Source organism: Verrucosispora sp. WMMD703 (assembly GCF_049178935.1).
Taxonomy (GTDB): domain Bacteria; phylum Actinomycetota; class Actinomycetes; order Mycobacteriales; family Micromonosporaceae; genus Micromonospora; species Micromonospora sediminimaris.
In genome coordinates this window covers 3,705,177-3,720,355 of sequence record NZ_JBMHMM010000004.1, presented here as the reverse complement: position 1 = coordinate 3,720,355, position 15,179 = coordinate 3,705,177, and the positions used below count along the sequence as shown (strand labels likewise).

At 70.8% G+C, this 15,179-nt stretch carries 12 protein-coding genes; 10 read left to right on the top strand and 2 right to left on the bottom strand.

All coding sequences use genetic code 11. From position 1 onward, the window contains the following. Positions 1 to 37 precede the first annotated feature (37 nt). Positions 38 to 670: an NADPH-dependent FMN reductase gene (locus tag ACN26Z_RS17580; protein ID WP_421462376.1), complete on the bottom strand. Its 633-nt coding sequence runs from the start codon at positions 668 to 670 to the stop codon at positions 38 to 40. Between the two features lie 64 nt (positions 671 to 734). On the opposite strand from ACN26Z_RS17580, the gene ACN26Z_RS17575 reads away from it, so the two are divergent. The 10 genes from ACN26Z_RS17575 (at position 735) to ACN26Z_RS17530 (ending at position 12,509) form a co-directional block, all read left to right on the top strand. After that, the gene (locus ACN26Z_RS17575) at positions 735 to 1,109 is read left to right on the top strand and encodes a MerR family transcriptional regulator (RefSeq protein ID WP_421462374.1); all 375 of its coding nucleotides are present in this window, start codon (positions 735 to 737) and stop codon (positions 1,107 to 1,109) included. A gap of 81 nt (positions 1,110 to 1,190) precedes the next feature. Then, on the top strand, positions 1,191 to 2,357 hold the full coding sequence (locus ACN26Z_RS17570; RefSeq protein ID WP_421462372.1) for an erythromycin esterase family protein: 1,167 nt from the start codon (positions 1,191 to 1,193) through the stop codon (positions 2,355 to 2,357). A gap of 156 nt (positions 2,358 to 2,513) precedes the next feature. Then, a complete protein-coding gene (locus ACN26Z_RS17565) occupies positions 2,514 to 3,530 on the top strand; it encodes a tripartite tricarboxylate transporter substrate-binding protein (protein ID WP_421462370.1) in 1,017 nt (338 codons plus the stop codon). 1 nt (position 3,531) lies between these two features. Next, positions 3,532 to 3,993, top strand: a complete 462-nt coding sequence (locus ACN26Z_RS17560) for a tripartite tricarboxylate transporter TctB family protein (RefSeq protein ID WP_421462368.1) — start codon at positions 3,532 to 3,534, stop codon at positions 3,991 to 3,993. 17 nt (positions 3,994 to 4,010) lie between these two features. Continuing rightward, positions 4,011 to 5,516, top strand: a complete 1,506-nt coding sequence (locus tag ACN26Z_RS17555; protein ID WP_421462366.1) for a tripartite tricarboxylate transporter permease — start codon at positions 4,011 to 4,013, stop codon at positions 5,514 to 5,516. Between the two features lie 71 nt (positions 5,517 to 5,587). After that, positions 5,588 to 6,553: an NAD(P)-dependent alcohol dehydrogenase gene (locus ACN26Z_RS17550; protein WP_421462364.1), complete on the top strand. Its 966-nt coding sequence runs from the start codon at positions 5,588 to 5,590 to the stop codon at positions 6,551 to 6,553. Positions 6,554 to 6,776: 223 nt separating this feature from the next. After that, complete coding sequence (locus tag ACN26Z_RS17545; RefSeq protein WP_421462362.1) at positions 6,777 to 8,315, top strand: arabinofuranosidase catalytic domain-containing protein; 1,539 nt, start codon at positions 6,777 to 6,779, stop codon at positions 8,313 to 8,315. Positions 8,316 to 8,439: 124 nt separating this feature from the next. Further along, positions 8,440 to 10,053, top strand: coding sequence for a flavin monoamine oxidase family protein (locus tag ACN26Z_RS17540; protein ID WP_421462360.1), 1,614 nt, complete (start codon positions 8,440 to 8,442; stop codon positions 10,051 to 10,053). A gap of 157 nt (positions 10,054 to 10,210) precedes the next feature. Further along, complete coding sequence (locus ACN26Z_RS17535; RefSeq protein WP_421462358.1) at positions 10,211 to 12,013, top strand: RyR domain-containing protein; 1,803 nt, start codon at positions 10,211 to 10,213, stop codon at positions 12,011 to 12,013. After that, positions 12,003 to 12,509, top strand: a complete 507-nt coding sequence (locus ACN26Z_RS17530; protein ID WP_282238361.1) for a hypothetical protein — start codon at positions 12,003 to 12,005, stop codon at positions 12,507 to 12,509. Before ACN26Z_RS17535 ends, ACN26Z_RS17530 begins: the two co-directional genes overlap by 11 nt. 36 nt (positions 12,510 to 12,545) lie before the next feature. Here the strand turns inward: ACN26Z_RS17530 and ACN26Z_RS17525 are convergent, their stop codons facing one another. Next, positions 12,546 to 15,167: a caspase, EACC1-associated type gene (locus tag ACN26Z_RS17525; RefSeq protein ID WP_421462356.1), complete on the bottom strand. Its 2,622-nt coding sequence runs from the start codon at positions 15,165 to 15,167 to the stop codon at positions 12,546 to 12,548. Positions 15,168 to 15,179: the final 12 nt, after the last annotated feature.

Here is a 15,179-nt window from a genome sequence, read left to right as displayed (position 1 = left end):
CCAACCCGGCAGCACGGCCACGTCCGGGCCGGTCGGGTCAGGTGGGCGGGGTGCGGTTCCGACGGGCGTCGGCAAGCACCTCCGCCCACCAGCGCAGTTCGGCCAGGCTCGCGGTCAGGCCACGGGAAAGCTCCGCGTCCGGCGTGTAGCGGCCCTGGCCGTCCAGCGACGTCCACGGCGCCGGTAGGCCGAGGGTCCGGCGGGCGGTCACCACGCTTAGTTCGGCAAGTACGCCGCGCAGGTGTTCGATCGCCGCGTACCCGCCGTGGACGCCGTAGGCCACGATGGTCGCCGGCTTGAGCCGCCACTCGCCGTAGTGCCAGTCGATCAGGCGCTTCAGTGAGGCGGGGTAGCTGTGGTTGTACTCCGGCGTGACGAACACGAACGCGTCGGCGGCGGCGATCCGGTCGGCGACCTCGCTCTTCGGCCCGCCGCCGGGGTAGAGGAGGCTGTCGTCGGGCAGCTCCACGTCGGCCACGTCGATCAGGTCGACCGGAGCAGGGTCGACGGCGGCAGCAGGGTCCAGCGCGGCAGCGGGGTTCAGGGCGGCGGCGACCCAGCGGGCGATCGTCGGCCCCATGCGGTCCTTGCGGACGCTGCCTGAGATCACGGCCACCCGTAGGCCGGCGGCGGGGGACAAGCTGCTGTGCTGGTCGGTCGAAACACTCATGTCTCAGACCGTGCAGGTTCAACATATGTTGAAGTCAAGTCGCCCGCGTGCCTATCCTGCCGCCATGACAGTGCTCGCGGGTTCCCCTCAAACGTTCAGCGTCGGTGAGGTCGCCGTCGACAGCGGCGTCGCGCCGTCCGCCGTGCGGTTCTACGAGACCCACGGGGTCATCAACGCGGTACGCACGTCCGGCAACCAGCGTCGTTTCGACGGATCCGCCGCGTGCCGGATCCAAGTGGCCAAACTCGCCCAGCGGGCCGGTCTGAGTGTCCGCGAGATCGCCGCCCTTTTCGCCGCCCTCTCGGCCGACCCGACGCCCGACGAGTGGGCGGGCGTCGCCCACCGGCTGGTGGCCGAGGTCGAGGAGCGGGTACGCAACCTCAAGGCGCAGCTCGCGGCGATGGAGTCGGGCACCCGGGTTGGTCATCGGGCGGGCTGATCCCGCACGATGACCAACCCGCGAACGTGACCGCCTCGCGGACTTGACTTCAACATAGGTTGAACCCCGATCGTCGGGGGCATGAGTGATCTCCCTTCGTCCGCCCGGACGCTTGCCGCCCTCGTCGAATCGGCCAGCATCGTCGGCCTCGGCACCAGCACCCGGGAGGCCACCGAGACCTTCCGGCTGGTCGAGGAGACCACCCACGAGTTGATCCGGCGCGGATTCCGGGTCGTCGCGCTGCTGGACAACCAGCGGGTCGGCGACCTGTACGACAGGTACGTCCGGGGCGAGGACGTCGACCTGGACGCGGCGCTCGGCCAGGCGTGGGGTCCGTGGCGGACGATCGAGATGCGCGACGCGCTCGTCCGGTTGCGCCGGCACAACGAGCATCACCCCGACGATCCGGTACGCGTCATCGCGGTCAACGGGCGGCGTACGCTGCCGGCCGACTATGACCGGGTCGTGGCGCTGCTCGACCCGGTGGAACCGGCGACCGCGGCGCGGATCGGCGAGATCTTCGCCGTCATCCGTACCGCCCACGACAACGGTGAGCATGTCCAACGCCTGCGCGGCACCCACCCGGGCGTACCCTTCGTCGAACTCGCCCGCACCGCCCGCGACCTGGCCGCCAAGCTGCCCGACAGCCCGGGGCGCGACGAGGCGCTACCGCTGATCGACGCGATCGTCGACTTCCACGCGCACGCCCTCGGCGGCGGCTACGACGCGGCTTCGGAGGAGCGTGCGGCCGCCGAGCGACTCCTCGATCACCAGCGGCGCACCGGCGACCGGGTGGTGTTCTGGGAGGGCAGCGCCCACGTCGCGGCGCACGGCGACACGATGATGGGCGCACACCTCCGGGCGGCCCTCAGCCAGGGGTACGCGGCCGTCCACCTCACCTTCGGTCACGGCCGGCTCCCTGCGACGGACATTCCGCGCCCCGCCCCGTCGTCACTTGAGGCGGTGCTGCTCGACGACCCCGGTGAGCGGATCATCGACCTGCGCTCCGCCGTTCCTGCGAACCTCGCGGAGCGGCGTGAACGGCCGTGGCGAACCCGGTTGATCTCCGGCCTCTACCAGGCCGAGCGCGACGGGGACCACTACTACGAACTGCCCACCCTTGCCGGCAGCTTCGACGTGATCGCCTTCGTCCCCACCGTCACCCCGATCCACCCGCTGGTGATCGAGCCGGAGACCCCGGCTGGGCCGGTACGGTCGGCAGACTCCGCGCCACCTCGTCCTCGGTAACGGGTTCGCACGGTGGCGAATTGTACGGCCTGGAGCCGGATTCGGTGGGCCGTCCGTACTTGGGATTCTTTCTGACAGTATCCGCGTCGCACGCATCCGAGACTGAGACGGTGCATCCACCGATGGATGTGCATATCTCGACGAGGAGGTGCCGATATGACCACGACCAGGCAGCGGGCCGCCGGGCGGGTGATCGCGGTGATCGGCGCTGTTGCGCTGCTGGCCGCCTGCTCCGGCACCGGTGGTGGCGGCGGGGGCGACGTCGCCAAATACCCGGACCGGAACATCACGTTCGTTGTGCCGTTCAGCGCCGGTGGCCCGACGGACACCGTCACCCGCATGATCGCCGAACCGATGGCCGCGAAGCTGGGTGCCAAGATCGTCGTGCAGAACGTCGAAGGTGCGGGCGGCACGGTGGGGGCCGGCGATGTCGCGCGGGCCGAGCCCGACGGCTACACCGTGCTGATGCACCACATCGGCATGTCCACCGCGCCCGCCCTCTACAAGAACCTGGGCTACCAACCGCTCGAGGACTTCGAGATGGTCGGGCTCGTCACCGAGGTGCCGATGACGATCGTGGCCCGCAAGGACCTCCCACCCGCGACCCTGCCGGATCTGCTGACCCACGTGAAAGCGAACGCCGAGAAGGTCACCCTCGCCAACGCCGGTGTCGGCGCCGCGTCGCACCTGTGCGGCCTGCTGTTCCAGCACGCCGTCGGGGTCAAACTCCAGGAGGTCCCGTACAAGGGGACCGGTCCGGCGTTGACCGATCTGGTCGGCGGCCAGGTCGACTTCCTGTGCGACCAGACCACCAACACCAGCGGCCAGATCGCTGCGGGTGAGGTCAAGGCGTACGCGGTCACCACTCCCGAGCGGGTGCAGAGCCTGCCGGACCTGCCCACCACGACCGAAGCGGGGCTGCCCCAACTTCAGGTGAGCGTCTGGCACGGCCTCTACGCCCCGGCCGGCACGCCGAAGGAGGTCGTCGACAAGCTCTCCGAAGCCCTCCAGGCGGCGCTTGCCGACCCGGGTGTGATCGACCAGATGGCGAAGCTCGGCACCGCACCGGTCGCGGCGGCGGACGCCACCTCGCAGGCCCACCGGGCGCACCTTGAGGAGCAGCTCGGCACCTGGGCGAAGATCATTGCCGACGCCGGGGTCGAGGCCTCCTGAGGTGGAACGCCGACGATCGTTTCCGGACGTCCTCGCCGGAGGAGTCTTCGTCCTGATCGGTGGCGCATTCGTGGTGGGGGCGCTCAGCTACGAGCTGGGCACCCCCTTGCGGATGGGCCCTGGCTACTTCCCGCTGCTGTGCGGCGTGATACTCGCCGCCCTGGGCCTGCTCATCGTCGGCAAGGGACTGGTCGCCGGCGAGGTGGTCTCGTTCGGGGCGGTCCCCTGGCGTGCGGTCGGCGTCATCGTGGTCGCGGTGGTGTTCTTCGGATACACCGTGCGGCGCCTCGGGTTCGTGCCCACCTCGGCGGTGACCGCTCTCCTGGTCACCCTGGCCAGCCGGCAGGTGCGGATCGGTACGGCGCTGGCCGTGGCCGTCGGGCTGACCGTGCTCAGCACGCTCATCTTCGTCGTCGGACTTCAGCTACGGATCCCGCTCTGGGGTCCGTGGCTCTCGTTCTGACCTGACCGGGCTTTCGCATGGAACTCTTCGACAATCTCGTGCTGGGCTTCTCGACCGCGCTGCTGCTCCAGAACGTCCTCTACTGCTTCGTGGGCGTGCTGCTCGGTACGGCGGTCGGAGTGCTACCCGGCATCGGACCGACCGCGACGGTGGCGATGCTGCTGCCGATCACGTTCAACTTCGAGCCGGTGACCGCGCTGATCATGCTGGCCGGCATCTACTACGGCGCGCAGTACGGCGGCTCGACCACGGCCATCCTGATCAACCTGCCGGGTGAGTCGTCCGCCGCGGTGACCGCGCTCGACGGCCACGAGATGGCACGGCGGGGCCGGGCGGGGCCGGCGTTGGCCGCTGCCGCGATCGGGTCGTTCGTGGCGGGCACCGTGGCCACCGTCGCGCTGGCCGTCGCGGCGCCACCGCTGGCCCGGATCGCGTTGCAGTTCGGCCCGGCCGACTACTTCTCGCTGGTGCTGTTCGGCCTGATCGTCTCGATCGCGCTGGCGCGCGGCAGCGCCCTCAAGGCCCTGGCGATGATCGCGCTCGGCGTCCTGCTCGGAATGGTCGGCCAGGACATCTACACCGGCGTGCCCCGATTCGTGTTCGACAAGCGCGAACTCTACGGCGGGATCGACTTCGTGTCGGTAGCCGTCGGCATGTTCGGGGTGGCCGAGATCCTGCGCAACCTGGAGCACGAGCAGACCCGTACGACCATCCTCGGCAGGGTGACGAACCTCTGGCCGACCCGCGAGGACCGGCGTCGGATCGTCGGCCCGATCCTCCGCGGCACCGGGCTGGGCAGCGCGCTCGGTGTGCTGCCGGGTGGTGGCCACGTGCTGGCCTCGTTCACCTCGTACGCGGTGGAGAAGCGCATCTCGAAGCGGCAGCAGGAGTTCGGGCGCGGTGCGATCGAGGGGGTCGCCGGTCCCGAGTCGGCCAACAACGCTGCCGCGCAGACGTCGTTCGTCCCGCTGCTCACCCTGGGCCTGCCCGCCCACCCGGTGATGGCCCTGATGGTCGGGGCGTTCATCGTCCACGGCATCACACCGGGACCGAACGTCATCAACGACGAGCCGGCGCTGTTCTGGGGCCTGATCGCCTCGATGTGGATCGGCAACGTGCTGCTCGTCCTGCTGAACCTGCCGTTGATCGGCGTCTGGGTGCGGATGCTGCGCATCCCGTACCAGGTGCTTTTTCCGATGATCGTCCTGTTCGCCGCGATCGGCACGTACTCGCTGAGCTTCAACGCGTTCGACGTCTACGCGATCGCGTTTTTCGGAATCCTGGGCTATTTCCTGATCAAGTGTGGCTGCGAGCCCGCGCCCCTGCTGCTCGGCTTCGTCCTCGGCCCGCTGCTGGAGGAGTACCTGCGCCGTGCGCTGATCATCTCTCGCGGCGACGCGTCGGTCTTCCTGACCCGACCGATCTCCGCGGTGCTCCTGGTCATGGCGGTGGCGGCCCTCGTCGTCGCGGTTCTCCCGGCGATCCGTAGGCGCCGCGAGGAGGTGTTCGTCGAGGACGAGTAGACCGGTGGGGCCGTCACGACCGCCGTCGGCGGGACCGGGCGTGGTGGCGGGGCCACCGCAGAATGGTGCGCATGCGAGCGGTGATGTTCGAGGCGTACGGGCCACCGGAGGTGCTCACTCAGGTGGAGCTGCCGACCCCCGAGCCCCGGGCCGATCAGGTGCTGATCCGGGTGCACGCCACCACGGTGACCACCGCCGAGTGTGGGATGCGCCGGGGCGAACCCCGCTGGGGGCGGGTCATCATCGGTCTGCGCCGGCCACGCAGAAGCGTCCGGGTGCTCGGGTTGGAGTTCGCCGGTGAGGTCACGGCGCTCGGGCCGGGGGCGCGTCGGCTGCGCGTCGGTGATCGCGTCTTTGGCTTCACCAGCTTCGGCGCCGGCGCGAACGCCGAGTACAAGTGCCTGTCCGAGCGGGCCTCGATCAGCACGATCCCGCCGAACGTGACGTACGCGCAGGCCGCAGCCACCGTCGACGGGTTCACCACCGCCTGGCACTTCCTGCGCGACCTGGCCGACCTCCAACCCGGCCAGAAGGTGCTCGTCATCGGCGCTTCCGGCAGCGTCGGCACGTACGCCGTCCAACTCGCCGGGCACCTCGGCGCGACGGTGCACGGGGTGTGCAGTGGCCGGAACACCGCGCTCGTCGGGTCGCTCGGCGCGAGCCGGGTCTTCGACTACACGGTGGAGGACTTCACCGGCAGCGGCGAGCGCTACGACGTCGTCTTCGACACGGTCGGCCGCAGTTCGTTCGCCCGGTGCCGGGCGGTGCTGGCACCGGGTGGCCGTTATCTGCCCACCACCGGCCTGGTGACGAACAGCCTGCTCGCGCTCGGCACCATGCTCACCCGCGGTCGACGGGTCCGGACCGGGATGTCGGTACGCAAGCACGCGGCCCTGGCCGCCCTGCGGGACCTGCTCGCCGAGGAGCGGCTTCAGATCGTCATCGACCGCAGCTACCCGATGACCGAGATCGTCGAGGCGCACCGGTACGTCGACACCGGACACAAGGTCGGCAACGTCGTGATCGACGTACGTTGACGGTTCGAGCTGGGGGCTGTCGGAGTCTCCGGCGCAGCTGGAGGCGTTTCCGCGGGCATGCCAACGACCGCCGGGAACCTCGCCGACCGGACCGACCGGAGTGACAGGCCGTGCCGACGCTCACGCATCCAGGGTCGTCGGACGTCATACCAATCATGTTTAAGTTCCTCTATGCTCTCGGAAGTCGCACCCGACCTCCACCACCACCCCCGGAGGAATCACCATGATCGTTGCGAGACGTCGCCGTCCCCGACGGCTGGCGGCCATCGGCGCGTCAGCTCTCGTCCTGGTGGGTGGGGCCATCCTGGCCCCACAGGTCCAGGTCGCGGTCGCCGCGCCGGGCCCGGTGATCGCCGAGGCCATCGTCCCGGGGCAGAGCGCCGTGATCACCGGTGTGGCCTCCGGGCGGTGCCTGGAGGTGCCGAACGCGAGCACCACGAACGGCACCCAGACCCAGCTGTGGGACTGCTTCGGCGCGGCCCACCAGACCTGGACCTACACCGCCGGCCGGCAACTTCAGGTGTACGGCACCAAGTGCCTGGACGCCAACGGCGCCGGCACCAGCAACGGCACCCAGGTGATCATCTGGGACTGCCACGGCGGCACGAACCAGCAGTGGAACGTCAACGCCAACGGCACCATCATCGGCGTGCAGTCCGGGCTCTGCCTGGACGCCAACAACGCCGGCACCGGCAACGGCACGAAGATGATCCTGTGGTCCTGCCACGGCGGCGCCAACCAGCAGTGGACCTCGCCGGCACCCCCGCCGACGAGCCCGCCGCCCACCCCGCCGGCCGGGTCGCTGCCCTGCGACATCTACGCGGCCGGCGGTACGGCGTGCGTGGCGGCCCACAGCACGACCCGGGCGCTCTACGCCGCGTACCGCGGCAACCTCTACCAGGTGCGACGCTCGTCGGACAACACGACCCGCGACATCGGCCTGTTGACCACCGGCGGCACGGCCAACGCTGCCACGCAGGACTCGTTCTGCGCCGGTACGCAGTGCGTGATCACCGTGATCTACGACCAGTCCGGTCGGGGCAACGACCTGTGGTACCAGGGCTCCACAGTCGTCCCCGGCTCGCCGCAGAGCCGGCCGGCGATCGCCACCACCGAGTCGCTCACCGTCGGGGGCAGCAAGGCGTACTCGCTGTACATCAACCCGGGCAACAGCTACTGGCGCGACGGCCACCTCACCGGCGTGCCGACCGGCAGCGCACCCGAGGGCATGTACATGGTGACGAGTGGCACCCACGTCAACAACGGCTGCTGCTTCGACTACGGCAACAGCGAGACGACCCGCAAGGCCGACGCGGCCGGCGCGATGGACGCGATCAACTTCAGCACCCAGTGCTGGTTCGGCGGGTGCTCCGGAACCGGCCCGTGGGTGCAGGCGGACCTGGAGTGGGGCCTGTTCCCCGGCGGCAGCCAGACCTGGAACCCGAACCAGCGCTCCTTCCCGCACAAGTTCGTCACCGCCACCCTGAAGAACAACGGCACCACCCGCTTCGCCATCAAGGGCAGCAACGCCCAGTCCGGTAGCCTCTACACGCTCTACGAGGGACCGCTGCCGCCCGGCTACAGCCCGATGAAGAAGCAGGGCGCGATCGTCCTGGGCAGCGGTGGGGACTGCTGCAAGCCCGACGGCGGGGCCAACCTCAGCGCCGGCACCTTCTACGAGGGCGCCATGGTCGCCGGCTACCCCTCCGACGCCACCGAGAACGCCGTGCACGCCAACATCATCGCCGCCGGCTACCGCTGACGAACGCCCACCGAGCGTGGATCACCGGCCGCACCCCGGGCCGGTGATCCACGCGTAACAACAGAGATTCGTCGAGGAAACCCGCCACTGAGATCGTCGGTCATCGATCTTGCGGGAGGTGGCGGTGACGATACCGACGACGCGGCGACAGTTCCTCCAGGCCGTCGGGGTGTCCGGCGGCGCGGGCGTGCTCTACGGCACGATGGGCGCGCTCGGTCTGGCGCCCGCCGCGCAGGCGGCGCCACCGTTCCGTCCCCCGAACCGGTCCGACTTCACGCTTACCGGCCGCTCGGCGAAGTCGGTACTGGTGCTCGGGGCCGGCATCGCCGGCCTGGCCACCGCGTACGAGCTGGGCAAGGCGGGCTACCGGGTGCGGCTGCTGGAGGCGCGTGACCGGCCCGGTGGGCGCAACTGGACGGTGCGGGGCGGCACCACCGAGACCGACCTGGACGGGCGTACCCAGCGCGCCCGTTTCGCCGACGGCCAGTACCTCAACGCCGGTCCGGCCCGCATCGCCCAGCACATGGTGACCCTCGACTACTGCCGGGAACTCGGCGTGCCGATCGAGATCTTCGGCAACCAGAACGCCGACGCCTACTACGTCAACGAGAACGCCGGGGCGCTGTCCGGCCGGCCGATCCGGCACCGCGAGGCCAAGGCGGACGTCTACGGGTACGTCTCCGAACTGCTCGCCAAGGCCACCGACCAGGGTGCGCTCGACACCTACCTGACGGGTGAGGACAAGGAACGGTTGCTGGAGTTTCTGCGCGGCTTCGGCGCGATCGGCGGTCGGGTCGCCGACGACCCGGCGGCCAGCTGGCGGTACGCGGGCACCAACCGGCGCGGCTACCTGGTGGAGCCGGGCGCCGGCTTCGAGGCGGGCACCCCGAAACTCAGCCCGTACCCGCTGACGGACGTGCTGGCCAGCGGCATCGGCAGGTACTTCTCCTTCGAGTTCGGCTACGACCAGGCGATGCTGATGTTCCAGCCGGTCGGCGGGATGGACCGCATCGCGTACGCCCTCGAAGCGGCCGTGGGGCGTCGGCTCGTCACCTACGGCGCGCAGGTGCGCTCGATCTCCAACACCGGCTCCGGGGTGACCGTGGTCTACGACGGGCCGGGCGGCCGGCCGCGTACCGCCACCGCCGACTTCTGCGTCTGCACCATCCCGCCGCAGGTGCTGGCGAAGATCCCGGCCAATCTCACCCAGCCGGTCCGGGACGCGTTGGCCTACCCGCTCCCCAACGCCACCGGCAAGATCGGCTTGCAGTACCGGCGACGGTGGTGGGAGCAGGACGAGAACATCTACTCCGGCATCACCAACACCAACCTGGACCTCGCCACGATCTGGTACCCGTCCTACGGCTACCACGGGGCGAAGGGCGTGGTGGTCGGCTACTACAACTTCGGCGCCAACGCCCAGGCGTACGCGGCGCTGACGCCCGCCGAGCGGGAGGCCCGCGCCGTCGCCCAGGGCGTGCGGATCCACGGCGAGGCGTACCGGACGGAGTTGGAGACGTCGTTCTCGGTGGCCTGGGACCGCACCCGCTACTCGGAGGGCGGCTGGGTGTCGTGGCCGTCGCGCACCAGCGGGCAATACGGCCGGCTGCTGGAGCCGGACGGTCGGGTCTACTTCGCCGGTGACCACCTCAGCCACTACATCGCCTGGCAGGCCGGTGCGTTCGAGTCCGCCCGCAAGGTGGTCACCGACCTGCACGCCCGGGTCATGTCGAGCTGAGCCCCGACAGTCCGACCTCGACAAAACGGCGCCACCTGCGAAAAGTGCCCGGCCGGCCGGCACGTCGCCGACCCTGGTGATCGACTTTGTCCAATAGCATTGCGCGCATGGTCGTAATCCGGTGGCTGGGGCACCGGCGGGTTCAGGCAGCCGCGCGATGACCCAGCCGGTCCCCGGTGCGGCCCGTCCCGCCACGTGGTGGCTGCGGGTCGTCTTCGGGGTGATCGGCCTGGTTGCCTCGGTGCTCGGTTACATCGGCCTGGACCGCCTGTCGCGGGTACGCCCCGAGGCCATCGGGGACCGGTACGACATCCTCTACTACGACCTGCAACTGTTCTTCCTCAGCGCCGAACTCTTCGAGCAGCCCGGTCCCTATCCGTGGCAGTTGCAGGTGGCCCGGTTCATGGCGCCGCTGTTCACCCTGCTGGCGGTGGCCGAGGCCGGCCGGCTGCTGCTGGCCACGGAGATCCGGCGGCGGCGGGCCCGGCGCGCCGGCGGCCACGCCGTCGTCTGCGGCGACTCCCAGTTCGCACACATGCTGGCCGACCGGCTCTACGCCGACGGCGACCGGGTGGTGGTCGTCCGCTCCGAACCGTTCGGGCCGCTGGAGTACCGCCGACGCCGCTACCTCGGCGTCGTCGGCGACCCGACGAACGAGGAGGTGCTGCGGGGGGCCGGCCTGCCCCGGGCGCACACCGTCTACGCGTGCACCGACGACGACGACCGCAACCACGCCATCGCCAACACCGCCAACCGGCTGATCCAGGACCGACGCCACCCGCCCCGGGTGTACGTGCAGGTCCACGACCCGGAGATGTGCCTGTCGTTGCAGGCCCGGCGGCTCGGCGCCGCCGGGTCCAGCCGGCTGCGTCTGGACTACTTCCACGTCGACGACATCGCCGCCCGGGCGCTGCACCGGCACCATCCGCTGCCGTCGGCCCCCGACCGGTCGACGACCGTCCTGATCGCCGGTGGCGGCAGCTTCCGCCGGGCCCTGCTGGTGGAGACCGCCCGGCACTGGCGGGCGCGTCAGGCCGACCAGAGCGGTTCCGGCCGTCGGCTGCGGGTGGATCTCGTGGCACCGGACGCCCGGGCCGAACTGGCCCTGGCCACCGCCCGTTACCCGTTCCTGCGGGAGGTCTGCCGGTTGGTCGGGTACGACCGGGACATCGCGGGGCTGGTCGGCCTGGAACATTTCGCCGCCGAGGGCTACGACCGCATCTACCTCTGCGCCCCCGACGAGATCAGCGGCCTGCGTTTCGCGCTGGACACCCCCGCGCTCTGGCGCGGGGCGCGCAGCATCGTCTTCGTGCCGGTCTACCGGCAGGCCGCGCTCGCCGCCGCCTTTCACGGCGACGTCCGCCACGACCTGCTCGACGAGGTGCACGGCAAGCTGCGGTTGTACCCGGTGCTGACGCACGCCTGCGACGCCCGGCTGATCGCCGAGGACCTCACCGAACGGCTCGCCCAGCAGATCCATCTGCGGTACCTGCACGCCCAGCAGCGGGCCGGCGTACGTCTCGGTGACGCACCCGCCATGGTGCCCTGGTCCCGGCTGCCGGAGTCGCTGCGCCGCGCCAACCGCAGCCACGTCCAGGACATCGCGGCCAAGCTGCTGAACCTGGGCTGCGTCGTGGCGCCCCGGCACGGCGGTGCCGGTGACGCCTCCGCGGCCGGGCGGGCCATCGACGACCGGGTCGAACAGCTGGCCCGACTCGAACACGAGCGGTGGTGCCGGGAACGGCGCTCCGAGGGCTGGACGTACGGCGAGCCACGCGACGACGTCCGCCGTCGGCATCACCTGCTGCGGCCGTGGGACGAGTTGCCACCGGCGGCCAAGGAGCAGAACCGGGAGGAGATCCGGGCGTTGCCCGATGTGCTGTCCGACAGCGGCTTCGAGTTGATCCGACTGGGCCACACCGTGCCGGTCCAGCGGGGAGGGTCGGCCGATGCCGCCTGAACGGGAACCGGTCCGCGTCGGGGTCACCGGCCACATCAACCTGACCCCGGCCACCGAGCGGCTGGTCGCCGAGGCGATCCGCCTCGAACTGCGCCGGATCAGCGACCGGCCGGTGCACGGTGTCACCTGCCTGGCGGCCGGCACCGACCAGATCTTCGCTCGCGCGGTTCTGGACAGCGGCGGCACGTACGAGGTGGTCCTGCCGGCCCCCGATTACCGGGACACCATCGCCCCGGCGGCCCGGGGGGCCTTCGACGAGCTGCTGGGTCGCGCCACCCGGGTCCTGCACACCGGCCACCGCACCGCCGGCACCGCCGCCTACGTGGCCGCGAACCGGGAGCTGCTGCTGCGGGTGCAGCGGCTGGTGGCGGTCTGGGACGGCGAACCGGGCTGCCACGACGCGTCGACCGACCGGACCGTCGGCTGGGCCCGCGAGCGGGGCATCCCCACCACCGTCATCTGGCCCACCGACGCGCGCCGGTCCCCGGCGGGATGAGCCCGGCAGTCGCGGCCCACGGTGGCGGGCGACGAGCTACTCGAACGGTATGTCACGCAGACCCGCGGCCACCGAGAGCCAGAAGAAGCCGTGCCCGGCGATGCCCAGGTCGTACTCGCCCGAATCCGGCACGCCGGGAAACTCGGCGCCGCCGGTCAACTCCCGGGGCCGGCAACCGACGTGCGAGGCCAGGCTCAGCGTGGTGGTCTGCGGGTAGCGGGAGAAGTTGAACAGGCAGAGCACCTCGTCGTCGGGCTCACCGCGCAGGAACGCCAGCACCGCCGGGTTTGTGGAGCGGACGATCCGGCAACCCGGGCGGGAGAACGCCGGGCAGGCGTGCCGGGTCTCGATGAGTTTCTCGACCACATGCAGCAGCGACGAGCGCGAGCGGAGCTGGTTCTCCACGTTCACCGCCATGTAGCCGTAGATCGACTCGTGGATCGGGGGGGCCGGCAGGTTCTCCGGCTGCGCCACCGAGAAGCCGCCGTTGCGGTCCGGGGCCCACTGCATCGGGGTGTTGAACGCCAGGTGGCCGGGCAACGCCAGGTTCTCACCCATGCCGATCTCGTCGCCGTAGTACAGCACCGGCACGCCGGGCATCGACAGCAGCAGGGCGAAGGCGAGCTCCAACTGCCCCCGGTCGTCGTTGAGCAGGGTCGCCGTGCGGCGCCGGATGCCTGTCGCACTGCGCATCCGGCCCAGCGGCGCGTACGCGTGCAGCAGGTCGTCGCGTTCCCGCTCGTGAAGCAGGCCCAGCGACATCTCGTCGCCGTTGCGCAGGAACACCGCCCAGTGCCGGTCGGGCGGTTGGTCGCCCATCTGCGCCAGCACCCGGGACACCGGCCGGTGCGCCTCCCGTCGCATGGCCAGCAGCAGGCTCGGCATCAGCGAGGCGTACATCACCAGATGGCACTCGGGGTGCTCGGCGGTGCCGAAATAGGCGCCCGCCCCCTCCGGCCAGTCCTCACTCCAGGCGATCAGGATCCGGTCCGGGTACGTCGTGTCCAACCAGGATCGGAGTTGACGCAGGTAGCCGTGGGTTTCGTCGAGCCCCTTGCTGGAGGTGCCGCTGCGCTCGAACAGGTACGGGACGGTGAGCAGGCGCAGCCCGTCGACGCCCTGGCGGAGCCAGAACGCCATCACGTCGCGCATCGCGGCGCGTACCTCGGGCGCGTCGTAGTTCAGGTCCGGCTCGGACCGGCTGTAGCGGTGCCAGTAGTACTGGCGGCGTTGGCTGTCGTAGGTCCACCCCGCGCCGTGGCTGCCGAGCGGGTCGTCGGCCTCGGCGTAACTGTCGCCGCTGTCGCTCCAGACGTAGAAGTCGCCGTACGGGCCGGACGGGTCGCTGCGCGACGCCTGGAACCACGGGTGCTGGTCGCTGGTGTGGTTGAGCACCAGGTCCAGCACCACCCGCAACCCCTGCCGATGCGCGAGGCTGAGCAGTTCCAGCAGGTGCGACGGGGCGCCGAGGCCCTCGTCGATCGCCTCGAAGTCGGCGGCCGCCCGACCGTCGCCCAGCGGCGGGGCCGCCATGATCGGGTTGAGCAGCAGGCAGTCGACGCCGAGGCGGCGCAGGTAGTCCAGCTTCTCGGTGACACCCCGCAGGTCGCCGTGTCCGTCTCCGTCGGAGTCGTAGAAGAACCGGACGTTGACCTCGTAGAAGGCGCTGCCGGCCGCCCAGCCCGGCTCGCCCGCGGGCTCCGGTGGCCCGGGATCCTCCGCCACCTCGGCCCGGGTGACCCGCAGCCGCCCCGACAGGGCCTGGCGGGCGCGCTCGGCCACCCGTTCCGCCGGATCCCGTTCCAGGGTCTCCAGCGTCTCGAAGGCGGCGACCAACTGGTCCCGGCTGCGCTGGTGGCCGTACGCCCAGTTGCTCAGCTCGTCCACCGCGAGCACCCGGGCCGCCGCGAGCCGGCTGCGGGTGAGCGCCAGCAGTTCCTCCGGGATCAGCTGGGGCCGGCGGGGCGCGTTGCTGAGGATGAGATCACCAACGCCGGCGGCGCGCATCTGCGGTGTCTGCCGGCGTTCCCGGTCGACCATGCGCACGGCCGCGTACTCGAACGCCTCCCGCACGCTGATGATCCCGTTGCCGTCCCGGTCGGCCCCGCCGGTACGCAGCCCCTCCAGGAACGGACCGGAGAACGCCGACGGCAACGCGTGCTGCCTGTGACCGTCGCCCTCGTGGGCCAGCTCGGTGGCCCCGGCGGAGACCACGACGATGCGACTGCGGTCGCCGCGCTGTTTGAGGTCGCCGAAGGCGCCCGCGTGGCAGCAGTCGAGGATCAGCACCAGCTCGCGGGCGCGGCACTCGTCGACCCAGTGCCGGAACTCGTCGGTCGGCACCGAGGTCGGTGGCAGCCGGTCGGGGTCGGTGTCGGTCGCGGTGAGGTAGAGCCGGTGATCGTGATGCAGCCGCCCGTGGCCGGAGTAGTAGACGAGCAGGAAGTCGTGCGGGTCGGCGCTGGTCAGGAAGTCGTAGAGGGCGAGCTGGAGGCGGTACGAGTCGGCGTCCAGGAGATCGCGTACGTCGTCGAAGGCGCCGAGCGTCGGATCCCGTAGCAGCCGGGCCCAGTCCTTCAGGTCGCTGGCGGGGGAGTCGAGGGTGGGCAGCGCCTCGTTGACGTAGCTGCCCACCCCGACCAGCAGCGCCCGCTTCACCGTGGCTCCGCC